Origin of the sequence: Limosilactobacillus oris, assembly GCF_025311495.1 — a bacterium.
GTDB classification, from domain to species: domain Bacteria; phylum Bacillota; class Bacilli; order Lactobacillales; family Lactobacillaceae; genus Limosilactobacillus; species Limosilactobacillus oris_A.
The window spans coordinates 158,651-182,505 of sequence record NZ_CP104398.1; the positions used below are offsets into that span (position 1 = coordinate 158,651).

The 23,855-nt window shown below is 47.5% G+C and carries 21 protein-coding genes; 18 read left to right on the top strand and 3 right to left on the bottom strand.

From position 1 onward, the window contains the following. The first annotated feature begins 85 nt into the window (after nt 1-85). The 8 genes from N4599_RS00865 (at nt 86) to N4599_RS00900 (ending at nt 11,060) form a co-directional block, all read left to right on the top strand. On the top strand, nt 86-1,915 hold the full coding sequence (locus tag N4599_RS00865) for a monovalent cation:proton antiporter family protein (RefSeq protein WP_191363527.1): 1,830 nt from the start codon (nt 86-88) through the stop codon (nt 1,913-1,915). A gap of 77 nt (nt 1,916-1,992) precedes the next feature. Beyond that, a complete protein-coding gene (locus tag N4599_RS00870; protein WP_003715255.1) occupies nt 1,993-2,178 on the top strand; it encodes a 2-hydroxymuconate tautomerase in 186 nt (61 codons plus the stop codon). Nucleotides 2,179-2,235: 57 nt separating this feature from the next. Next, nucleotides 2,236-3,741 carry a glycerol kinase GlpK gene (glpK, locus tag N4599_RS00875; protein WP_260901238.1) on the top strand — a complete coding sequence of 502 codons (1,506 nt, stop codon included), beginning with the start codon at nt 2,236-2,238 and terminating at the stop codon, nt 3,739-3,741. A gap of 679 nt (nt 3,742-4,420) precedes the next feature. Beyond that, complete coding sequence (locus tag N4599_RS00880; protein ID WP_224757981.1) at nt 4,421-5,722, top strand: SLC5/6 family protein; 1,302 nt, start codon at nt 4,421-4,423, stop codon at nt 5,720-5,722. Nucleotides 5,723-5,739: 17 nt separating this feature from the next. Then, entirely contained in the window at nt 5,740-7,038 is a 1,299-nt protein-coding gene (locus tag N4599_RS00885) for an L-cysteine desulfidase family protein (RefSeq protein WP_191363650.1), read from the top strand. 270 nt (nt 7,039-7,308) lie between these two features. Further along, complete coding sequence (locus N4599_RS00890; RefSeq protein WP_191363651.1) at nt 7,309-9,249, top strand: OPT family oligopeptide transporter; 1,941 nt, start codon at nt 7,309-7,311, stop codon at nt 9,247-9,249. After that, nucleotides 9,249-9,626, top strand: a complete 378-nt coding sequence (locus N4599_RS00895; RefSeq protein WP_056984117.1) for a hypothetical protein — start codon at nt 9,249-9,251, stop codon at nt 9,624-9,626. The genes N4599_RS00890 and N4599_RS00895 overlap by 1 nt, the downstream gene beginning before the upstream one ends. Nucleotides 9,627-9,644: 18 nt before the next feature. Continuing rightward, a complete protein-coding gene (locus tag N4599_RS00900) occupies nt 9,645-11,060 on the top strand; it encodes a C69 family dipeptidase (RefSeq protein WP_003715266.1) in 1,416 nt (471 codons plus the stop codon). 70 nt (nt 11,061-11,130) lie between these two features. Here the strand turns inward: N4599_RS00900 and N4599_RS00905 are convergent, their stop codons facing one another. Both N4599_RS00905 and N4599_RS00910 read right to left on the bottom strand, forming a co-directional pair. Beyond that, a complete protein-coding gene (locus N4599_RS00905) occupies nt 11,131-12,231 on the bottom strand; it encodes a M24 family metallopeptidase (RefSeq protein WP_191363652.1) in 1,101 nt (366 codons plus the stop codon). 122 nt (nt 12,232-12,353) lie between these two features. Next, entirely contained in the window at nt 12,354-13,313 is a 960-nt protein-coding gene (locus tag N4599_RS00910) for an L-lactate dehydrogenase (protein ID WP_003714655.1), read from the bottom strand. Nucleotides 13,314-13,581: 268 nt separating this feature from the next. Here N4599_RS00910 and N4599_RS00915 point away from each other — a divergent pair, with 268 nt between their 5' ends. The 5 genes from N4599_RS00915 to dtd all read left to right on the top strand — a co-directional run bounded on the left by N4599_RS00915 (nt 13,582) and on the right by dtd (nt 18,739). Beyond that, entirely contained in the window at nt 13,582-13,863 is a 282-nt protein-coding gene (locus N4599_RS00915; RefSeq protein ID WP_034537465.1) for a hypothetical protein, read from the top strand. Nucleotides 13,864-13,931: 68 nt separating this feature from the next. Further along, complete coding sequence (prmA, locus tag N4599_RS00920) at nt 13,932-14,894, top strand: 50S ribosomal protein L11 methyltransferase (RefSeq protein ID WP_191363653.1); 963 nt, start codon at nt 13,932-13,934, stop codon at nt 14,892-14,894. Then, nucleotides 14,894-15,649 carry a 16S rRNA (uracil(1498)-N(3))-methyltransferase gene (locus tag N4599_RS00925; RefSeq protein ID WP_260901273.1) on the top strand — a complete coding sequence of 252 codons (756 nt, stop codon included), beginning with the start codon at nt 14,894-14,896 and terminating at the stop codon, nt 15,647-15,649. The genes prmA and N4599_RS00925 overlap by 1 nt, the downstream gene beginning before the upstream one ends. A 403-nt stretch (nt 15,650-16,052) precedes the next feature. After that, a complete protein-coding gene (locus tag N4599_RS00930; RefSeq protein WP_260901276.1) occupies nt 16,053-18,290 on the top strand; it encodes a RelA/SpoT family protein in 2,238 nt (745 codons plus the stop codon). Nucleotides 18,291-18,301: 11 nt separating this feature from the next. Then, nucleotides 18,302-18,739, top strand: coding sequence for a D-aminoacyl-tRNA deacylase (dtd, locus tag N4599_RS00935; protein WP_062813164.1), 438 nt, complete (start codon nt 18,302-18,304; stop codon nt 18,737-18,739). 169 nt (nt 18,740-18,908) lie between these two features. Here the strand turns inward: dtd and N4599_RS00940 are convergent, their stop codons facing one another. After that, complete coding sequence (locus N4599_RS00940) at nt 18,909-19,751, bottom strand: fructosamine kinase family protein (protein WP_191363656.1); 843 nt, start codon at nt 19,749-19,751, stop codon at nt 18,909-18,911. Nucleotides 19,752-20,105: 354 nt separating this feature from the next. Here N4599_RS00940 and aspS point away from each other — a divergent pair, with 354 nt between their 5' ends. The 5 genes from aspS (at nt 20,106) to N4599_RS00965 (ending at nt 23,854) form a co-directional block, all read left to right on the top strand. Continuing rightward, nucleotides 20,106-21,893 (top strand): aspartate--tRNA ligase, encoded by a 1,788-nt coding sequence (gene aspS / locus N4599_RS00945; RefSeq protein ID WP_191363657.1) that lies wholly within the window; start codon nt 20,106-20,108, stop codon nt 21,891-21,893. Nucleotides 21,894-22,098: 205 nt separating this feature from the next. Next, entirely contained in the window at nt 22,099-23,040 is a 942-nt protein-coding gene (rihA, locus tag N4599_RS00950; RefSeq protein ID WP_191363658.1) for a pyrimidine-specific ribonucleoside hydrolase RihA, read from the top strand. Between the two features lie 112 nt (nt 23,041-23,152). Further along, nucleotides 23,153-23,467, top strand: coding sequence for a MazG-like family protein (locus N4599_RS00955; protein ID WP_062813168.1), 315 nt, complete (start codon nt 23,153-23,155; stop codon nt 23,465-23,467). Then, nucleotides 23,460-23,609, top strand: coding sequence for a hypothetical protein (locus tag N4599_RS00960; RefSeq protein ID WP_260901303.1), 150 nt, complete (start codon nt 23,460-23,462; stop codon nt 23,607-23,609). The genes N4599_RS00955 and N4599_RS00960 overlap by 8 nt, the downstream gene beginning before the upstream one ends. Beyond that, on the top strand, nt 23,609-23,854 hold the full coding sequence (locus N4599_RS00965; RefSeq protein WP_260901314.1) for an LPXTG cell wall anchor domain-containing protein: 246 nt from the start codon (nt 23,609-23,611) through the stop codon (nt 23,852-23,854). Before N4599_RS00960 ends, N4599_RS00965 begins: the two co-directional genes overlap by 1 nt. The last annotated feature ends 1 nt before the right edge of the window (nt 23,855 follow it).

The following is a 23,855-nucleotide window of genomic DNA, read 5'->3' on the forward strand; positions in this document are numbered from 1 at the left end:
AATATCTTTTTTTAGGGAGGGAGTTTTCAGGCGAATTATGAACGATTATAATAGGTAGGATAGTTTTAAGAGAGGAGTGAGGAAGATGGAGCAGGGTTCAGTGTTGATTGTAATGGTCGCGGCCTTGGTGATCCCCATCGCGATGGCCCGGTTGAATGTCTCTAACATTCCCACGGTAGTCGCCGAAATTATCACTGGTATTATTCTTGGTAAGAGTGCATTTAACATTGTGCAAGCTAATGAGATGCTGACGTTGATGTCAACGCTTGGTGTCATCATGCTGATGTTCTTGTCAGGGATGGAAATTGACTTTGACTTATTTAAGAAGGGACCGGATAAAAACCAGGACGGCCAAAATCCAGTTCAGCTTGCTGGGCAGGCGTTTGGTTTGATTATTATTACTGCGGCAGTGCTGGGGATTATCTTACGTAGTTTGGGCCTGTTTTCTGATTTCTTCTTAGCAACGATTTTATTTTCGACCGTTGCGCTTGGGGTGGTAATTGCCACGCTCAAGGAAAAAGAAATTTTAGGACGGCCGGCAGGACAAACGATTTTGCTGACGGCAGTCCTCGGTGAGGTCGTGCCAATGCTCTCACTAACGATTTACGTGTCGCTGAACGGTGGGGATGCCAAACGTTTATGGCTGATTATCCTATTGTTTTTAGCGGCGATTATCCTGCTGCGGCGGTTTAAGCAGCCCTATATCTGGTTTAGCCGGATTTCAAAAGCCACGACGCAATTGGACATCCGCTTGGCCTTTTGCTTGATTTTTGTTCTGGTAACAATTGCGGAAACGGTAGGGGCAGAGAACATCCTAGGGGCCTTTTTGGCGGGGATGGTAATGAAGCTCCTGGAACCAACTGAGGCGACTAAGGATAAGTTGACGTCGATTGGTTACGGCTTCTTGATTCCTTTCTTCTTTATTATGACTGGTGTTAAGTTAAACCTGCGGGAGCTTTTTGCCCACCCCCAAGCCTTGGCATTGATCCCCATTCTGGTGGCTTGCTTTATTATCGCCAAGTTACCGGCGATGTTGGTTTACCGGCGGCGTTTTTCAACCCGCAACTCGTTTGCCGGCAGCTTTCTGGTTGTAACTACGATTACACTGGTTTTGCCTTCGCTGACGGTGGCACGCAACCTCCACGCAATCACGGCAAACCAGTCTGACGCCTTTATTTTGGCAGCCGTAATTGTCTGCATTATCGCTCCAATCGTCTTTAACTCGGTCTACAAGCTGGAAAAGGCGGATCTGATTAAGCAACGGGTTGTCTTTGTGGGTACTAATACCTTTACGGTGCCGGTCGCGCAGCAACTGTCAAAGAACTGGTATAATGTCCGGATGCTGACTGATAACGAAGATAACTATAAGACCTTTAACAGTGAAGTCGCTTCGTTGACCTACCTGCCAACGATTGATGAGGAGAGTTTGCGAGCCGGTCATTACTTCGATACGGATATTATGGTGATTTGTTTCCCTGCTGATAGTAAGAATGCCCGGCTGGCGAAAATTGCCAAGGGAGCAGGGGTCGGCCGGGTGATTGCCGGCCAAAATGATCCTGGCCGGGGACAGTCCCGGATGAAGGTCCTTAAAGACTTGGGAGTTGAGATTTATAACCGCTTTAACGTCCACATTAGTGTCCTTCGTTCGTTGATTGAAACACCGTCAATTCTGGAGATGCTAACTGATACCGAGGCGGGCTTATTTGAAGCCGTTGTGCGCAACCCGAATATTGTTGGTCAGGAGCTGCATACATTACCGTTTATTGACCAGATTACGGTTAGCCGGATTTATCGTAACCATCGGCCAATCTCTCCTCATGGGGACACCGTCCTCGAAGCTGGTGATCACGTTATCTTTACTGGTGAACGTCTGGCGGCCGAAGAAGCACGCCGTCAACTGCGCCGTCGAAGCTGACCGAAGCGGAGAGGGGATTTCGTTAGCGCTTTATTTATGTTAAGATAGGGAAAGATTAATTGGAGGAGGGTTACCAAATGCCATTAGTTCATATTGACCTGATTGAGGGCCGGAGTGAGGAACAGCTCAAGGGCCTGGTTAAGGATGTCACCGCAGCGATTTCAAAGAATGCCAATGTTCCAGCAGACCGGGTACACATTGTCTTGAATGAAATGCGAAAGGATCGCTACAGTGTCGGCGGCACGATGGTCAGCGACAAGTAAATAAAAGCCACCCGGAGATTAGTTCTCAGGTGGCTTTTTTGAAAGGATGAAGTGAATTTGAACGAGCAACAATACATTATGGCAATTGATGAGGGGACTACCAGTGCCCGTGCAATTATTTTTGACCATGACGGAAATAAGGTCGGAATGAGTCAAAAGGAATTCTCCCAGTACTTTCCCCAGCCTGGATGGGTTGAACATGACGCGATGGAAATTTGGGATAGCGTCCAGGCAGTTATCTCGGACGTGATGATTAAGACCCAAATCAAACCATATAAGATTGCCGCGATCGGAATCACTAACCAGCGTGAAACGACGGTCATCTGGGACAAGAATACTGGCAAGCCGATTTATCATGCGGTGGTCTGGCAATCAAAGCAAACGAGTGCATTGGCGGAGCAGCTGATTAAGGACGGCTACAAAGAAATGATTCATGCCAAGACTGGTTTGGTGATTGATTCCTACTTTGCGGCGACTAAGATTAAGTGGATCCTGGACCGGGTGCCCGGAGCGCGGGAAAAAGCGGCACGAGGAGACCTGCTCTTTGGAACTATTGATACTTGGCTGTTGTGGAATTTAAGTGGTCGACGTGTTCACGCCACGGATGTCTCGAACGCGAGCCGGACGATGCTGTTCAATATTCACGATTTGGAATGGGACCAGGACATCCTGGACCTGCTGGATATTCCTCGGGCGATGCTGCCAGAAGTAAAGCCAAGTTCAGCAGTCTTCGGCTATACTGGTGATTACCACTTTTATGGCGTCCAAATCCCGATTGCAGGAATTGCCGGTGACCAGCAGGCGGCGTTGTTTGGTCAGGCGGCTTATGAGAAGGGCTCGGTAAAAAACACTTACGGAACTGGTGCCTTTATTGTGATGAATACGGGGTTAAAACCGACCCTCTCTGATAATGGCCTGTTGACAACCATTGCGTACGGCTTAGATGGTAAAACTTACTATGCCTTAGAAGGGAGCATCTTTGTAGCTGGCTCGGCGGTACAGTGGCTGCGAGATGGTCTTCAACTGTTTGAGCACGCGAGTGAATCTGAACAGATGGCGGTCGCTGCCGAATCGACTGGCGGGGTGTATGTTGTTCCTTCATTTACCGGTCTGGGTGCCCCATATTGGGATCAAGAAGTGCGGGGAGCCATTTTTGGCCTTACCCGGGGGACCAACCGGAAGCACCTGGTGCGGGCAACCCTGGAATCGATTGCTTTGCAGACTCGTGATGTAGTAGATACGATGGTTCAGGATACTGGCCTTCCATTGACGGCCCTGACAGTTAATGGTGGGGCTTCACGAAATGATTTCCTAATGCAGTTCCAGGCGGATATCTTGCAAACGCCGATTAAGCGGGCGGCCATGGAAGAAACTACGGCATTGGGGGCTGCCTTCCTGGCCGGGCTAGCAGTTGACTTCTGGAATGACCAGGACGAGCTGCGACGCCTTTCTAAAATTGGCGACCAGTTCCAGCCTGCAATGAAGCCTGAACAGGCCAACCAGATTTACGCTGGATGGCAACAGGCAATCAAAGCAACCCAGTTTTTCAGCCATGGAAAATAGAACTTGTGGGTAATGTTGGTAAGAAAATTGGTTTTAAAGAAGCTAAGAAAATATCCCAGATTCTTAAAAAATGATGGTGTTATAGTGCATGGCTGCAAACTGGCAATTTAAATGCTGGAATTACCAATTACGGTTAAATAGATTCACAATGCGAACTAGTCATCCTTGAGGGAGTGGACTAATGAACTAGGTAGGATAGTTCATTAGTCCACTCCTTTTTTAATCAACGTAATAACTCCTGATAATTAGTGAAAAATAGGCGTTTTTACGTATGGGTGGGAGCATATATGAATGATTAATCATGTAATTGTAATTAAAAAGAACGTTTTTACACATAAATAAAAAATCATAAATAATACTTACTTTTATTAATTAAATAGTTGCTATATATTAGGCGGCTCCTTCCACTATTGTCTTAATAGGATTGCGTGATAATCACGGGAGACAAATTTGTTGTTTCACAAGTAGTTAATTGATATTTATATGTAAAATAGTAAGCGCTTACTAGTAGTAATTGCAAATGGTTATGAATATTAATTGTGAAACGATTTTGGAAATTGAAAAAGGATAGTCTAATGATATAGTGATGATGTGCACAACATATGTGAAGTTAAACTAAATAGCGCGTTAAAGTTCTACTTTTGTAAATTTTATTTATGTTCTATAAGGGGGGATTTCGATGAAAAATTCAAGTCAGGAGGAAATGATGGCCTCTAAGGCTGGCTTAACGGTTGATGAATGGCGCAAAGAAACAAAATTTGACAGTGTTGATCGTGGCTGGGTAATTATGAGTATCGGAATGGCAATTGGTGCGGGAATCGTTTACCTTCCGGTTAAAGTTGGTATTGTAGGTATTTGGACATTTTTAATTTCTGTAATCATTGCTTACCCAGCAATTTATTTGTTTCAAAAGCTTTTTATTAACACGCTAGCTGAATCGAAAGAATGCGTGGACTACCCAACCGTAATCACAAACTACTTGGGGAAAAATTGGGGATTCTTTCTAGGAATTCTATATTTCCTTATGCTGGTTATCTGGGTGTTTATATATTCAACTTGTGTCGTTAATGATAGTGCCTCTTTTTTGCAAACTTTTGGTGTTACTAAGGGTGTCCTTTCAGATAATCCATTTTACAGTCTTGCGGTTATCTGTATCTTAGTTTTAATTTCTTCACTAAGTGAGAAACTGCTATTCAAGATTTCAGGCCCACTAGTAATTATTAAATTAGCGGTTATTGTACTACTAGGAATTGTTATGATTCGTTTCTGGAATTTAAGCAACCTGGGGGCCTTTCCACCGTTGGGATATTTGATTAAGCAAACAATTGTATTATTACCGTTCACGCTCACATCAATTATTTTTATTCAGTCACTATCCCCGATGGTAATTTCTTATCGAGCCCACAATAAGAATATTGAGGTAGCTCGCTATAAGGCATCACGAGCGATGAAAATTGCCTTTTTGACTTTATTCGCTGCGGTACTGTTTTATGCATTCTCGTTCAGCTTTTCAATTGACCATGCTCAAGCTGTTGAAGCCAATAAAGAGAACATTTCCGCACTTGCCATTGCAGCCAAAGGGATGAGTGGCAATACAGTTAAGGTTGCTGCGTTGACAATGAGTATTCTTGCGGTGGTTACAGCATTTTTCTCAAATTTTCAGGGCTTTAGAGAGGCTTGTCAAGGAATTGCTGTGAATGTTTTAAAACGATTCATGCCAGAGAGTCGAATTAACATGAAAGTCTTACATGTAGGAATCTTAATTTTCGCAATTTTAATCACTTGGCTGGTCGCGGTTATTAATGCACCTATTTTAAATTACACCTCATATTGTTCACCGATATTTGGAATTATCGGTTGTCTGTTACCGACGTATCTTGTTTATAAAGTCCCTGCTCTCCATCACTTGAAGAGTCCCGGCTTTATCTTAATTATTTTAACCGGAATCTTATTAGTAATTTCACCATTTTTAGCTGTTTAATATAGGGGGAATAAAAAATGGAACAAGCAAAACAAAGTATGTATCTAAAGGCCCTTCATAAGGGAGTCTCTACTGCTACTGGCTGTACGGAACCGGTGGCAGTAGCCTTTGCAGTGGCAACCTGTGCTGAACAATTGAATCACGAAGAACCTAAACAGATCGACGTGAAAGTTTCGGCCAACATTATGAAAAATGCAATTGCAGTTATTGTACCAGGAACAGGTCAACCAGGTTTGCCAATTGCTGCTGCGGTTGGTTACCTATATGGGGATGCTTCCAAGGGAATGAAAGTAATTCCTAAACTAACTGCTGAAGATGATAAAAAAATAGTTGCTTTGGCAACTTCTGGAAAGATTACGGTCTCAGTAGCTGATGTCCAGGATAAATTATACGTTCAGGTTAAGGTAACGACCGTCAACAATAATACTTCAGAAGTATACATTGCAGCTGATCATACAAATATATATCTTATCAAGAAAAATGGAGAAACTGTATTTTCGAAGGAACGTCCGGCAGTGGATTCATTGGCTGACTGGGAATTATTTATGCAGAAGAGCAGTTTAGAGGAAATTTGGAATTTCTGCATGACTACACCGTTGGAAGAACTAAAATTTATTAAAATTGCACAGGAATATAATATGGCACTGGCCAAAGAGGGGCTCACGAACAACTATGGTATGAAAGTTGGCCGTTCAATGAACAATCCACAAGGCATTGCTTATGAAAATTCTTTGACCAACGAAATTGTTTCAAAGACAGCGGCGGCTTCCGATGCAAGGATGGGTGGTGCACAGTTACCGGCTGTCACTAACTCCGGATCAGGCAACCAAGGAATCACGGCTACGGTACCAGTATGTGTGATTGCTGAATATAAAGGTGCGGATGAGGAACAGCTAATTCGCGCACTTGCCTTATCGCATTTAACTGCTATTTACGTCCATTCATTTTTGCCGATTTTATCGGCATATTGTGCGACTCATTCTGCCGCAATGGGAGCTGCTACCGGGATTTGCTACCTGCTTGGCGGGAACATAGACGATGCCAGCCGTGCAATTAAGAATATGGTTGGTGACGCATCAGGTATGATCTGTGATGGTGCTGGATGCTCATGTGCTATTAAGGTTGCCACATCAATTCAAACGATGTTTAAAGCAGTTAATTTGGCCATGCAAGGAGTTACTATTCCAGGAACTAATGGAGTGGTAAGTGATTCGGTTGATGAAACGATTAGAAGTTTAGGCAAGCTTACGCGCAATGGGTTGGCAGCGTCTGATTCAGTAATATTAAAAATTATGATGGATAAACAGGGCAACTAGCCCGAAAAGAGGTTAAATTAATAATTTGTTTTCTTAAGGCTGTATTGTTAGTCAATGTAAGTTTATTTAATGACAAGAAATATTAAGAAGTTAGCAGAATTTTGCACAGGAATAAGCGATTAGTCTTTTATAATTAAAGTCAAATAATATTTTGCTCATATCACCCTCATAATCTTGTGAAACCATTCATTATCTATCAAACATGGGGTATGATAAATTTTGGAAACGCTATTATATTTATTGGGTATTCCAATTAGGGGGAATATTATTATGAAGAAAAAGACTCTTGATCAGTCGGCGTATGGCGGTGTACCAGGAAGCAAGTACATTCCATATCTAGGTTCACACGATGGACTTGGTGGTAGTCCGCTGATTATGATTTTTGGTGCTGTTTTGGCTGTAATTTTTGCAGCATCAACGGCATATTCTGGAATGAAGGCTGGATTGACAGTTTCAGCTGGTATCCCTGGAGCAATTTTAGGATCAGGCTTAGTTGCGGCCTTTGCTAAGAAAAAGGGGATTCTAGGAGTTAACTTAATCCAAGGAATGTCTAGCGGTGGTGAAGCGATTGCCAGTGGGATGATTTATGTCTTGCCGTCAATCGTTCTGATTGGTCGTAAGATCAGCTTTACCTATGGCTTCCTTGTGGGGGTTACTGCCGTTGCGTTTGCAATCGGTGTTTCTAATATTGTTTTTAATTACTTAATCATTACGCAGCATGGGACATTAAAGTATCCTGAATCGATGGCGATTGCTGAAACACTGGTTGCTTCGGAAGCTGGTGGTGAATCACTAAAGATGATGGGAGTGGGTTTTGGTATCGGTGGTATCTTAACCTTCTTTACAACCCAGTTTATGGGTTGGTGTAACAGTATGATTGAATTCTCCAGCAAGAAATTTTATAAATGGGATATGTCGACTGAAGTAAACCCAATGCTACTCGGAATTGGGTTTATTATCGGGATTAATATTTCCATCATCATGATTTCTGGGACAATATTTGCTCAATTTGCGGTTGCACCTTTACTTAGTTACTTCATTGGGATGTCAGGTGATTCGTTTAAAGTTTGGAACGATGCAAGCATCCAGCTGAACCAGGCAGGAACTGACGTCGTAATTGGCGCCTATCTGAAATACATCGGTGCCGGGATGATGCTTGGTGGTGGAATTATCGGTGCTTTGAAGCTGATTCCTGCTATCAAGCAGTCAATTTCTGAAACTCTCAAAGCACGGAAGAGTAGTAATGGCGACAATGGTGATAAGTTCAGTTCAATGCTCTTGTTACTGGGAGCTGTATTGATTTTGGTAGTTTCCTTCTTCTTTGCAAAGTATAATATTATGATTGCATTGATTGGTGGCCTGCTATCAATTATTCTTTCATTCCTCTTCGTCATCGTTTCTGCCCGGATGGCAGGTTTGATTGGTGCTTCCAATAACCCGGTTTCTGGAATGACCATCGCGTCAATGGTAATTTTAACGTTGATTTTTGCAATTTGTGGCTGGTCAGACAATGACCATGTGCAGATTCTATTGACTTTTGGTGTATTTATCGTTACTGCCATTTCTGTTGGATCTGGTTATATGCAGACTCAAAAGGTTTCCTTTGTTATCGGCGGTAATAAAAACGAAATGACTAAGTATTACTTAATTGCCGGTATTATTGGGACTATTGTTGTTGTGGGAACGATGATTCTTCTGGAACCACAATTGCGAATTACCGGCTCAAACCCACCATTTGGGTTACCACAGGCTAACCTGATTGCTGCCTTGACTCAGGGGATTATGTCCAATAAGCTTCCATGGGTAATGGTAATTGCCGGTGTTATCCTTTCAATTGTTTTCTTCATGTTGGGCGTCCCTGTGATGGCATTTGCATTGGGCTTTTACCTTCCGGCTTCCACGACATCTATCATTTTCATCGGTGCGGTTGTTCGTTACTTTGTAGAGAAGGTTACCAAAGACAAAGAAACCTCTAAGCATCGAATCTCGAGCGGTATTAGTATGTCATCTGGTTTAGTTGCCGGAAGCTCGATCATCGGTTTGATTGGTATCTTCCTGCACGTCTTTGGTGTTATTAAGGATAAGACCTTGACTGGTTTTGTGGCATCTAATGAAATGGCTTGGGTCCTGTTAGTAATCATGCTGGTAGCAGTGCTGATTCCACTGTTTAGAATTCATGGACCGCAGGCAAATTCGGGAGAAGACAAGTAATGCAACTGAACCGTGAAAAGAAAAAGGGGATTACGGAGGACGACTTAAAACGGCTAGTTTATAAGCGGAATCCGCAGGCACATTATGTTGTTAAAGATGGGATTGTCACAATTATTAAGGAAAATAATCATCCAATACAGCGTTTCTTTCGCAATCGACTCCATTTTAATATTCCCGAAGAGAGCACGCTTGATTTAGACCGGTATGGAAGCTATGTTTTTTTGCACTTAGATGGCAAAACCAATGTATACGACTTGGGTCAGGCATTGGGAAGGAAGTTTGATGAAACCCGCAAGTATCAATATACGCGACTTGTCTTATATCTTCGCCAGCTTGATCACCAGAATAATCTAATCATTAAAGTAAAAGGTAACTAATTTTAGGAGGTTATCGCTATGCAAAATAAAGATGCTTGTACGTCAATTATGGTTGGTAAAAAGGCTTCTTTGGATGGAGCTACTTATATTGCTCGGAACGAAGACCGGGTTAAAGCAATTGAGCCGAAGCGCTTCCTGGTAAAGCCTGCCGTTGAAGGACGGCATGAAACTTACGTGTCACCTTATAATAAGGTAACCGTCCCGATGCCAGAAAAGGGGATGCGCTACACTTCTACGCCTAGTTTGAATCAAAAGACTGGTCCAAACGAAGAAGATGGAATCAACGAAGCTAACGTTGCCGCCTCCTTTACCGAGAGTGTTTATGCGAACGATCGGGTTCTGGCTTATGACCCGTTTATCAAGAATGGGTTGGCAGAGGACTCGCTCTGTACGTTAATTCTGCCATTTATCCACTCTGCCCGGGAAGGTGTTGAATATACCGGAAAATTAATTGCCAAGTATGGTTCAGCGGAGGGTAACGGGATGCAATTCGCTGATGAGGACAGTGTTTGGTACATGGAAGTTGTCACTGGTCACCAGTGGGTAGCTGTTCGGATTCCGGATGATTGTTATGCTGTGACACCAAACCAGGTAGCAATTGAGGACATTGACTTTGATGATCCTGAAAATTACATGTGGGCTGATGGTATCCAAGAATTTGTTGAGGAACACCAATTAAACCCTGACACTGACCGTTGGGACTTCCGGCACATCTTTGGGACCAGCACTCAAAAGGACCGGCACTACAACACACCACGGACTTGGTTTGCACAACGCTACCTTAGTCCTCAGGCTTCCCAGGGACAAATGCCAGAAGACTCGGAAATGCCATTTATTCGTAAGGCCGAGTTTAAGATTTCTAATGAAGACATCCAGTACGTTCTGAAGTCGCACTTCAACGAGACGCCTTATGACCCAATGGGGGACTCACCGGAAAACAAGACCTACCGGGCAATCTCCCTGTCCCGGACCGCGCAGTCACATATTTTGCAGGTTCGGAATGACAAGAAGTATAAGACCAGTGTTCACTGGATTGAGTTAGGGGTTCCAGCCTTCAACCCGTACGTTCCGTTCTTCGCTAACGCTGACGACACCGACGAGTCGTACCGGAATGTTCCTGAAAAGATGGACCTCAAATGTGCTTTCTGGTTAAATGAAGCTTTAGCGGAAGTTGTTGAAAGCCACTACAACGAATTTATCGAAAAGAACGAGGACTATCAAAAGGAACTTAACGAGTGGGCACGCCGGAAGATTGCCGAAGTCGACAAGGAAGCCGCTCAGTTGGACGGTCAAGCATTGGTTGACTACCTTACCAAGCAGAACCATGAGGTAGCCGCTCACTATAACGAACGGACAAAGGAACTCTTCTTTGAATTACTGACCGAGGGGTGTGAACTTTCAAAGATGTCGTTCAAGATGGATCCAAACTTGTAATGAATGCTAGCCATAAATAAAAAGGCTCAGGAACCGGATAATGTTAACGGTTCCTGAGTCTTTGCTGGTTTTAAAGGTGGAAAGTTTTTAGCTCCTTGCTAGTGTGGGTGAATGGTTCGCAGCCATCCTCGGTAATATGAACGCAGTCTTCAATTCGGACACCGGCAACCCCTGGAATATAGATTCCTGGTTCAATGGAGAAGCACATTCCGGGTTGGAGAACTAGCGAGTTGCCTTCCATGATTGAAGGGAATTCGTGGTCGCTCATACCGAGCCCATGGCCTAAGCGGTGGATAAAGTAGTCACCGTAGCCGGCCTTGCTGATGATCTTTCGAGCAATTGAATCCAGTTCTTCGGCAGTTATCCCTGGTTTAGCTGCCTCCTGGGCGGCCAACTGTGCTTCCAGACAGACCTGATAAATATCCTTTTGCTTCTCATTGAGCTCCCCGATGGCGACTGTCCGGGAAACATCACTGCAGTAGCCATCAACGACACAGCCAAGGTCGAACAGGACCAGTTCATTGTTTTCAATTTGATTTTGCGAAGTAGCGCCGTGTGGTTCTGCAGCATGGGCACCGGCCTGAACAAGGGTGTCAAAGCTAGTGTGCATAATGCCATGCTGCTTCAGTGCGTATTCCAAGTTGGCAGCGACTTCCTGTTCGCTGCGGCCCAGCTGGAGGTTCTTGAACCCTTCCTCCAGCATAAAATCAGCCCATTTACCGGCCTCGTTCAGCTTAGCAATTTCATCGGCTGATTTGATCAACCTCATTTTCTCGATGGTTGGGGTTAGGTTGGTCGAAAACTTTGCTGCTGGCAGGACTTGCTGGAGGCCGAGGAGCCGTTCAACGGTTAAGTGGCTTTCTTCGATTCCCCAGTTGATTGGTGTGCCGGCGTGCTTTTTTACGTGGTCGGCAATTAATTCGTAGGGATTTTCGTGGTCGAGGTAGCCGTAGACCGGTTGCGTCCAACCGGCACCTTTGGCCGCCTCGACTTCCAGTGCTGGAGTAAAGAGGAATGGTTCCGCATCTGCAAAGACAACCAGTGCCATGACCCGTTCGATTGGGTCCTCATAAAAGCCCGTTAAGTAACCAATTGTCATTGGGTCACTGATGTAAGCAGCATCAAGCTGCTGGTCAACAAGGCTTGCTTGTAATTGTTCAATTTTTGACATTAAATAGCCTCCTTAAAAAACATTGTTACTTCCTATAGTTATCTTAGCTTACTTGGAAAACGGAAACAATAAAAAGAGGCTAGGGGGTTAACCCTAACCTCATCGTTGCTTAACGGCGAGAATTAGTTATTGCCTTCCAGCTTAGCTAAACCGTTTTTAGCAACTTCGGCTAATGCTGCTGCAGAGTCAGCCATAGCCTTCTTTTCGCGGTCATTCAGTGGCACTTCAATAACGCGTTCAATCCCAGAAGCGTTGACTACGGCAGGAGTACCGATGTAAATGTCCTTCAAACCATATTCACCATTCAGTGGTGCACCAACTGGCAGAACAGAATTTTCATCCCGCAGGATTGCCCGTGAAATCCGCATCAAGGCAGTAGCAACACCGTAGAAGGTTGCACCCTTCCGGTTGATGATTTCGTAAGCCTTGTTCCGGACGTCATCTTCAATCTTCAGCAGGTCATCTTCAGAAACACCTTGTTCCTTAGCCATGTCCAGTAATGGCTTGCCACCGATAGTCGCACTGGAGAAGGCAGCAAATTCGGAGTCACCGTGTTCTGCCATGATGTTAGCTGAAACATCACGTGGGTCAACATGGAACTTCTTAGCAAGGGCAACCCGCAAACGAGCGGAGTCCAGAGAAGTACCGGAACCAACAACCTTGTTCTTCGGGAAGCCAGAGAACTTTTGAACGGCGTAAGTTAAGATGTCAACTGGGTTAGCGGCAACCAGGAAGACACCGTCAAAACCAGACTTAACAATTGGTTCAACTACGGACTTGATAATCTTCAAGTTCTTGTCAACTAATTGCAGACGAGTTTCGCCAGGCTTTTGTGGAGCACCGGCAGTAATAACAACCAGGTCGGCATCCTTGCAAGTGTCGTAGTCAGCAGAGTAAATACTCTTTGGGGCAGTAAAGGCAGTGGCATCTTCCAAGTCTAAAGCGTCCCCTTCAGTCCGCTTCTTAATGATGTCCACAATTGCGAATTCTTCCGCGATTCCTTGTTGTGCCATTGCAAAGGCGTAGCTTGAACCAACGGCCCCGTCACCAACGAGGACAACTTTTTGATGATTCTTTGACATAAATATACAGTCTCCCTTTCATCTTGTCTCTTGTAAAATTTCGAGATTAGATCTCGTAAATATTATAGCATTCCTAGGTATAAAATCTATAAATAGGTTAAAAAATCATTGCCAGTAATAATGCCAGTGATAATATGTAGAGATTTGGCTATGGAAGAACTGCAACATGTGCTAAAATAGTAATATCTATTAAGGTAAGGCTAATTGTGGGCCTAATGAATTCTTTGGGGAGGAGGTGATTACCATTCTAAATCGAACGAAGCAGTTTATGCGTGATAACGACTTGATGTATAAACGTGAATACATTCGGCCGATGATGACCCCCCAGCACGTTTATGTTTTCCGCTTTGGCAAGCATCGGTTAAATAACCGGGTAATCATTCGTTACTCCCATACTTGGACTGGTCGGTTAAAGATTAATGAAATTGACGTGCGTCTTCACCACCAGCACCACCCGCGAATTTTTCTAACGGAGTCGGATTTAATCGACTACCTGAAGCATCACATGGAAAAGGAAAAGAAGAAGCGGGACAATGATGATGACGAATAGGATAGTAGGAAATCGTGACCAGTGCTTTTAGTGGTCACGATTTTTGTTAATTTTAAGGAGGAACAAGAATGGATTGGACAGCGGTAACGGTAATTACTTCAAGTGAGGCCGTCGAGGCGGTTAGCTACATCTTGACAAGTGAGGGGGCCCAGGGAGTGCAGATAGATGACGCCGCAGACTTTGCCCACCTTCAACCGGGAAAGTATGGTCGTTACGGCGAGATTATTGATCCAGAGGAGATACCCCATCGGAAGCAAGGGGCCGCGGTCACGGGGTACTTCCCGGAAAAGACCTTTGTCCCTGAAGTCGTCCCGACCATTACGAGCAAAGTAGCTAAACTCAAAGAGTATGGGCTAAACCCGGGGGCAAATAAGGTTACTGCGGCGATGGTCAATAACGAGGAATGGGCAACGGTCTGGCAAAAGTACTACCACCCGTTGCGGGTGACCAACGAGTTGACCATTGTTCCGCAGTGGGAGGACTACACTCCTGAGCAGGAGAGTGAAAAGCTACTGTACCTCGATCCGGGAATGGCATTTGGAACGGGGACCCACCCGACGACCCGGCTGATGCTCCAGGCACTGGAACAGGTTATCCGGGGCGGTGAATCCTTGATTGATGTTGGAACCGGGTCTGGCGTTCTTAGCATTGCCGCTAAGCAGCTAGGCGCTGACCAGGTGGCCGCTTACGATGTCGATGACGTGGCGGTTGAATCGGCAAAAAAGAACCTGGTCCTGAACCCGGTCGCCAGTGATGTGAAGATTGGCGTTAATAGCCTCCTGGATGGTATTCATACTCAAGTTGATGTAATTGTCGCCAATATTTTGGCTGAAATCATCGTGCCGCTGATTCCTCAAGCCTACGAAAATCTCAAGCCTGGCGGTTTCTTCCTAACCTCTGGAATCATTGATGATAAGGCAGATCTGATTCGCAAAAAATTAAATGAGCAGGGCTTTATTATTGATAGTGAAACTAAAATGAAAGATTGGCATGGTATCATTGCCCACAAGCCGACGGAGGAGGAAGCATAATGCAACGTTATTTCCTTGCCGCTGAGCTGAGCAATGATGCCCTGACCCTTCCCCGGGATGTCGCTCACCACCTGACAACGGTTCTGCGTGCCCAACCGGGTGAACAGGTAGAATTGGTTCTCGCTGACCACCGGGCTTACTTAGCAGAAGTTGCGACAATTCAGCCGGCGACCACGGTTAAACTAGTCAAGCAGTTGCCAGGGAACAGTGAGCTGCCGGTGGAGGTGACCCTCCTCTGTGGCCTCCCTAAAACGAAGGAAAAGCCAGAGTGGATCGTGCAGAAGGCGACGGAGCTAGGTGCGACCACGATTGCCTTCTTTGAGTCTGAACGTTCAATCAGCCACTGGACAGCTAATAAGCGGGAGCGTAAATTGGCCCGCCTGCAAAAAATTGCCGATGGGGCCGCTGAACAGTCCCACCGTAACTATCAACCACAAGTGGCCTACTATGAGAACTTAACGGCCGCGTTGGCAGCCAATCCTGCTCCAGTACGGTTGGTAGCCTGGGAGGAGTCAGCCAAGCAGGGCGAAACCAGCGCCCTCGCTCAAGTACTGACCAAACTAACCGCCGGGGAGCAAGTCGTTGCTATTTTCGGCCCCGAGGGTGGTTTGACAACAGGTGAGGTGGAACTGATGCAGGCCGCCGGGGTAGTCCCGGTGGGGTTAGGTCCCCGAATTTTGCGGACTGAGACGGCGCCCCTGTATTTCCTCTCCGCGGTGTCATACGTTTGCGAATTGGCTGCCGCTAAAAATTAATTGGTGTTACAATTGAAAAAATATCTGGGGCGTGAAGCATCCCAGACTGCAAGGTGTTGAGAAAATGAATTTGACAAAGAAGTTTAATATTTACTTGTGGGGAACGGCCATCTTATTCGGCGTTTTATTGCCGTTAATCGCTGTTAAACTGCCGCTAACTAGGGCAATGTGGGTTGGCTTGTTCTTGATAGTCATTAACTGCTGTTACAGCGTTTGGCTGGGCGGCTACCTTTATCGGCACACAGGCCGCTGGTGGACACTGTTGGTCTTTCCGGGTTTGTTTTTAGTTGCGGCCTTCCTTTTTTTGCCACGGTATACCATGTACTTTGCGGCGGCCTATCTAGCAATCGTGTACCTTTCTTGTTCGCTTCGTAAACAGAATTAGTCGGAAGGGGGCTGTTTGATGTCAGAGATAAGAGAATTAACCCATGAAGATGTCCAAAAGATGGTATCTTCCTACATGAATGCTGAGCACGTTGCCCTGGTGGAAAAGGCCTATCGTTTTGCCGAGGTTTGTCACCACGACCAGCGGCGCAAGTCGGGTGAGCCGTACATTATTCATCCCATCCAGGTAGCGGGAATTTTAGCAAATCTTCAAATGGATCCAGAAACTGTTGCGGCTGGCTACCTGCATGATATTGTTGAGGATACGGGGGCGACCCTGGACGACATTAAGGAACTCTTTGGACCCACCATTGCGATGATTGTCGATGGCGATACCAAGTTAGGGAAGATTCAGTACAAGTCCAACAAGGAACAGATGGCGGCGACTCATCGGAAGCTCCTGCTAGCAATGTCGAAGGATATCCGGGTGATGATTGTGAAGCTGGCGGATCGCCTGCACAATATGCGGACGCTGAAACACCTGCGTCCTGACAAGCAACGCCGGATCTCTAATGAAACGCTGGAAGTTTATGCTCCCATCGCCGACCGGCTAGGGATTAGCACGATTAAGTGGGAATTAGAGGATTTGTCCCTCCGCTACCTTAATCCACAGCAATACTACCGGATTGTCCACCTGATGAACTCCCGGCGGGACCAGCGGGTCGACTCAATCAACCGGTCAATCAAGTTAATCAAGAAGGCCATCAGCGACCTTGACCTCGGTCCGAACGTGGAGATCTATGGGCGGCCGAAGCATATTTACTCGATTTATCGCAAGATGGTGACCCAGCACAAGCAGTTCAGTCAGATTTATGACCTGCTGGCGATCCGGATTGTGGTGGACACGATCAAGGATTGCTATGCCGCTCTCGGTGCTATCCATACAAACTGGAAGCCGATGCCGGGACGGTTTAAGGACTACATTGCCATGCCAAAGGCAAATGGCTACCAGTCCCTCCACACCACCATCATCGGTCCCGAGGGGCGGCCACTAGAAGTTCAGATTCGGACCCACCACATGCACCAGGTGGCCGAGTTTGGGGTGGCCGCTCACTGGGCCTATAAGGAAGGAAAGACCGACGGCGTCCAACAGACTCGCGATAGTCAGAAACTGAACGTGGTTAAGGAAATCCTGGAGATGCGGAGTGAAAGTCAGGGCACTGATGAGTTCATGCAGGGCATCCAGAGCGATATTTTCACTGACAAGGTCTACGCATTTACCCCCAAGGGGGACGTGATTGAGATGCCCAAGGGGGCGGGTCCACTGGACATGGCTTACCAGATCCATACTGAGGTTGGCAACCACACGACCGGGGCGAAGGTTAACGGCCGGATTGTTCCCCTTGACTACGAAATCAAGAACGGGGACATTGTCGATATCTTGACCTCTTCTTCCTCGGCCGGGCCAAGCCGGGACTGGCTGGAGCTGGTTTCAACGCGGCGGGCCCGCAACAAGATTCGGTCCTTTTTCCGTGCCCATGACCGGGAGGAAAATATCGAGCAGGGCCGTCACCTGATTGAAACCGAACTTCGGGAAGCCGGCTATTCTGCGGCGGACCTAATGACGGACGAAAAGTGTGCAGAAGTGGCGAGCCAGCTGCACTACCACTCTGCTGATGATATGTTTGCGGCGCTCGGTTTCGGCGACTTGCCGCCGGTCGGTGTCCGCAACCGCTTCACGGCTGATATCCGGGCCAAGGCGGAAAGCGACCGGCAGGAGGCTGCCGAGAAGGCCCTGCTAGAAGACCACCAGACCCTGCAGAAACCGGATGAGCGGGAAAAACAGAAGCAGGCCAAGGCTTCCAGCGAGGGTATCGTCGTGGAAGGGGTCGATAACCTGCTGGTTCGGCTCAGCCATTGCTGCAACCCGGTTCCCGGTGATGCCATTACCGGCTACATCACCAAGGGCCGTGGAGTTTCCGTCCACCGGGCAGACTGTCCAAACATTCGGGCGGCCCAAAAGAGTGGTCAGAGAATCGTCAGTGTTTACTGGGCTAACCCAGACGGCGATAAGACCAACTACAATGCGGATATTGAGGTCCAGGGCTATAATCGCAACGGGATGTTGAATGACGTTCTGCGGTCGATTAACAACAGTACTAAGTACCTGAACTCGGTTAACGGGAAGGTTGACCATAACAAGATGGTCACCATCAGCCTAACGATTGGTGTGCGGAACCTGCAACAGCTGCAATTAATCATGGATGCTTTGAAGAACATCCGCGACGTTTACGTAGTTAAGCGGGTAATACAGTAGGAGGTGCCCTAATGCGAGTAGTATTACAGAAGGTCAGTCATGCCCAGGTTTCGATTGCCGGTGAGGTCGTCGGCAAGATTGGCAAGGGCTACATGTTACTGGTCGGCTTTGCGCCCGGCGATGGGGATGCGGAACTTGACTACCTGGTTCACAAGATTGTTAACCTCCGGGTCTTTGAGGATGAAAACGGCAAGATGAACCGGGGCCTCAAGGATGTTGATGGGGAGATTCTCTCCGTTTCGCAGTTTACCCTCTACGCGGATACGCGCCACGGTAACCGCCCCGGCTTTACCGACGCGGCCAAGCCTGAAATTGCGGCGCCGCTCTATGAACGCTTTAATGCAAAACTGGCGGCCACTGGCGTGCATGTAGAGACCGGCCATTTTGGTGCCGACATGCAGGTCGACCTGGAAAACGACGGCCCGGTTACGATTATCTATGAAAAGTAAGTGCGAAAAAGGGAGTGGGGCAGAACTAGCTTGTCTAGTTCGTCGCCCCACCCCCGCAAGCACAAACGGCCTCCAGTGTTCGGCTTTGCCCGAGCACTGGAGGCCGTTTGTGTACTGCGCTGTTAATGTTTATCTAAGTAATAGGATTTATATCGCAGTTCCTTTTAAGTCAGTATTGGCTCAAAATCCGGTCAACCGCGGGTCCGTAGCTTTCACCGAAGAGAACTAGGTGCATGCAGAGGTAGTAGAACCGGTACCAGGGCAGGCGGTCATTGATGCCCGGGGTGAACGGGTAGGCCGCGTTGTAAGCGTGGTAGAAGTCCTCGTCAAAGCCGCCAAAGACGGTAGTCATCGCCAGGTCGAATTCCCGGTCGCCGTAAACCGCGTCCGGGTCGATCAGGTAGGGCTCGTGGTCGCCGGCGAACATGAAGTTACCGGCCCAAAGGTCCCCGTGGAGGAGGCTGGCTTTTACATCCCGGCCCTGATAATACTGCTGAAACTGCTTAACCATCTGCTGGAAGTGGTCTTCCCGCCAGCGATTCCAGCGGCCGCGATTCGCGGCGACCTTAACCTCTGGCAGGAGCCGCTGGTTGACGTAGAAATCGGTCCAAGAATTATTCCAGGAGTTGTCCTTCACCAGGGCCTTGGTCTGGTGGTTATCGCCAAAGCCAAACTGGTCGTTGGTCTGCTGGTGCAGCCGTGCCACCGTGCGGCCCAGGTCGGCCTGGCTGCCGGTGCTTTCGTCAAGCCAGTTTAAGACCAGGTAGGCATCCCCGTTGATGTCCCCGTTGTGGAGTGGGGTCGGGGTGTTGACGGCCTGGCCCAGCGCCTTGAGCCCGTTGATTTCGTGCCGGAAGTAGTCGGCCGGGTGGTTAGGCTGGACCTTGATGAAATACCTCTTCCCATCGGCTGTAATCTGATAGGCTTCGTTGATGTCACCACCGCTGACCGGCTGGTAGCTGGTGATGTTTTTGATTGGCAACTGGCTAAACCACTGGTGATTTCTACTCATTTGATCCCGCTCCCTTGCGTAAAGTTTACCTTAATTCTAGGATAGTCGGTGGAAAATGCAAGGCGGTAATCAAGTATTGACTTTCCGGCGGCTGACGAGTACAGTTAGGACTGTAATTAAATATTCGTAGCCATAAATAAAAGAATGCTCGGTACCGGTAGGAGGTCAGCGAGCGGGGATAGTGGGAGCCCGCCAGACGAAGGTCCGATTGACCCTTTTAGGCTGGACAGTTGTCCCGTCAGGAAACTGATGTTATCGTTGAGTTTGATACCAAGGTGGTACCGTGCATGAGCACCCTTGTTTAGTTCAGGGGTGCTTTTTTATTTGGTTACGAGCAGAAGGAGAAGTGGAAGCATGAAGCGGACAAATTATGCTGGATACACTAATGAGCAGCAAGTCGGTCAAGAAGTCGTTTTAAAAGGTTGGGTAGCAAAGCGCCGGAACCTCGGGGGCTTGATTTTTATCGACCTTTGGGACCGGGAAGGCATCGTTCAGCTGGTCTTTAACGAAAAGGAAAACCCGGAAGTATTTAAGGTGGCTAATGCCGTGCGGAACCAGTACGTGCTGGAAGTACACGGGAAAGTTCAATTGCGGGCGGAAAAGGAAATCAACCCAGATATGAAGACGGGGAAGGTCGAAGTCGCTGTTGATGATATCAAGGTGCTGGCTAAGTCCGAAACGACGCCGTTTGACATCACTGATAACGTCGACGCTAGTGAAGACCTGCGGATGAAATACCGCTACCTGGACCTGCGGCGGCCAGAGATGATGAAGAACCTCAAGCTGCGGAGTAAGGTGGCCTCAATCGTCCACAACTACTATGATGGTGAAGGCTTCCTGGACGTTGAAACGCCAGACCTGACCCGGTCAACGCCGGAAGGGGCGCGGGATTACATCGTGCCTTCCCGGGTATACCCAGGCCACTTCTATGCCCTGCCACAGTCACCACAACTGTTTAAGCAGCTGCTGATGGCGGCCGGCGTAGACAAGTACTACCAGCTGGCTCGCTGTTTCCGGGACGAAGACCTGCGGGGGGACCGGCAACCAGAATTTACGCAGATTGATACCGAAATGAGCTTTGCCACGCCAGAAGACATCCAGACGGTCACCGAGGGCCTGATCAAGCGGGTCATGAGGGAAGTTAAGGGGATTAACATCAAGACGCCGTTCCCACGGATGGAATGGCAGGAAGCCATGGATAAGTACGGTTCTGATAAGCCGGATACCCGCTTTGGCATGTTGATCCATGACCTGTCTGATATCGTCAAGGACAGTGACTTTAAGGTCTTCTCCGGAACGGTCGCAAACGGCGGCTTCGTGCGGGCCATCTGTGTACCGGGTGGCGCTGACAAGTACTCCCGGAAGGATATTTCTAAGAAGGAAGACTACATCAAGCGCTATGGTGCCAAGGGCCTGGCCTGGGTTAAGGTGACCGCGGATGGCTACAATGGTCCGGTTGCCAAGTTCTTAAACGACAAGGCCGACCAGATCAACGCCGAAATGGGCGCCAAGGACGGCGACCTGATTCTCTTCGTTGCCGCTAGCTTCCATGTCGTTGCTGATTCTTTGGGTTACCTCCGGCGGGCGATTGCCGAAGAACTCGACATGATTAAACCAGGGCAATGGAATTATCTCTGGGTCGTTAACTGGCCAATGTTTGAATACGACGAAGGCTTTGGCAAGTGGATTGCGGCCCACCACCCATTCACGATGCTGAACGAAGAAGACCTGCACTACTTGGAAGACGGCGAAGACCCACACAAGGCCCACGCCCAGAGTTACGACATCATCCTGAATGGTCAGGAGATCGGTGGGGGTTCCATCCGTATCCACGATCCAAAGGTTCAGGAAAAGGTCCTGAAGGCATTGGGCTACACCAAGGAACGGGCCGAGGCGCGGTTTGGCTTCCTACTGAAGGCGTTGACGATGGGGATGCCGCCTGAGGGTGGACTGGCCTTTGGACTGGACCGCTGGGTAATGCTGCTGGCGGAAGCCGACAACATCCGGGACGTCATCCCATTCCCGAAGAACTCCAAGGCCGTCGAACCACTGACCGCCGCTCCTGGTAAGGTCAGCCAGCAACAGCTCGACGATTTGAAGATCGAATTCGGTGAAGACGTTGATTATAAGCTGGATAATTAAACAAGACTGATATATGAAAGAAGGTCGTCACCTGTTTGCGGGTGATGGCCTTTTTTGTGTGGACTGATTGGGATTTGCGTTTCTCTCTCTTTAACTTTTCTTCCTTGCTATGCCAAAGATGTGGCTGATTCTAAAAACGCTATTATGATATTATTAATATATAAATTTATTACCGTTGTACATAAAGAAAGGACAGCGATTACGAATGAGTAAAAAGATTATTTTGGATTGTGACCCCGGGCATGATGATGCCTTGGCGCTAACGATGGCAGTTGCATCCCCGAAGATTGATCTGCTGGCGGTGACGACCTCGGCGGGAAACCAGACGCCAGACAAGACACTTAATAACGCCATGCGGATGCTCACCTTGCTACACCGGGAGGACATTCCCGTCGCGCAAGGGAACCAAACGCCGCTGGTAAAGCCGCTGGAAACCGCTCCCGAAGTTCACGGGAAGACCGGCCTAGATGGTGCCGATCTGCCTGACCCGGACTTTCAGGTTCAAACGATACCAGCTATTGACCTGATTGCAAAGGTTCTGCGGGAAAGCAATGACAAGGTAACCCTGGTCGTGACCGGTCCGATGACGAATGCTGCTTTATTCCTCCGGGTTTACCCAGACCTTGCTAGGGAAAAAATTGACCAGATTGTCTTTATGGGTGGTGCCATGGGCCTTGGTAACTGGCGGCCATCAGTAGAATTCAACATCTTCGTTGACCCTGAGGCGGCTAAGATTGTGATGAACTTTGGCATTCCGCTGGTGATGGCGCCATTAAACGTAACCCACCAAGCACAGATTATGAAGGATGAGATTGAGCAGATTGGTGAAATTGACAACCCGGTCGGGAAAGCCTTCTATGGCCTGCTCAACTTCTTTGAACAGTATCATGAAAACCCAAAGTGGGGCTTTAAGGGTGCACCACTGCATGATCCATGCACGATTGCCTGGCTGATTGACCCAACCATGTTCAAGTCTGATAAGATGAATGTTGACGTTGAAACGCAGGGTGAACTGACCCGTGGTGAAACGGTTTGTGACTACTACACGCTGACTGATAAGCTGAAGAATACGGAAGTCCTCCTTGGCATTGATCGGGAGAAGTTCATTGATCTAGTCATGACCTCGATTAAGAGTTTCTCTAAATAAGTAGGGCCCCCATAGCCAGGTGCAAATCTAGTTATGGGGGCTTTATTAGTATCAGGGGATTGCCATAATAGCAAGCCATCATTTACAATACAGGTAAAAAGGGATGACTGTGATGACCTACGAAGAACTAACCACTAAAATTATGGAGTGGGCGCACGAACGTAAGATTGATGAAGCGGACCCGCGGGTGGAGTTTATGAAGATGGCGGAAGAACTCGGTGAATTGTCTTCCGCTTACAATAAGCAAAAACGGGCTCAGTTGATCGACAGCATCGGTGACCTGCAGATTGCCTTGCTGATTTTTTCCAAACTTGTCGGCGTTGATCACCATTCTGCCGTGGAGAATGCTTATCGGGAAATTTCGAACCGTCATGGTAAGACGACGGCGGCTGGCGTGTTCATTAAAGAGAGTGACCTCCATGACTAAAGCAGTAAAGTCGCGTCATCAGCTGACCCGGCGCGAACAACTTACCTTTGGCGCGCTCCTCCTACCGCTGAACGTCTTCTTCAAACTGTACTACGCCGATCAGGAGAAGCATGAAACTAAGAAGAGAGAAAGTGATAACTAATGGGTCGTGATGCGCAGAATTTGACTTATACTTTACTGGGAGTGGCATTGATTGCCGGTGGACTTTTTATTAGCGGAAAGTCTATAGCGACAATGGTCAACTTAATCGGTTGCCTTCTAATTTTAGTTTCTTGTATGAATACTACTGATTCGAGTACAAAATGGCGACGTATAATTAACTATGTCTTGATTGCCGGATTTATTGTCTGTATTCTTAGAGATGTGATAAAACTGGCGATATTGTAAT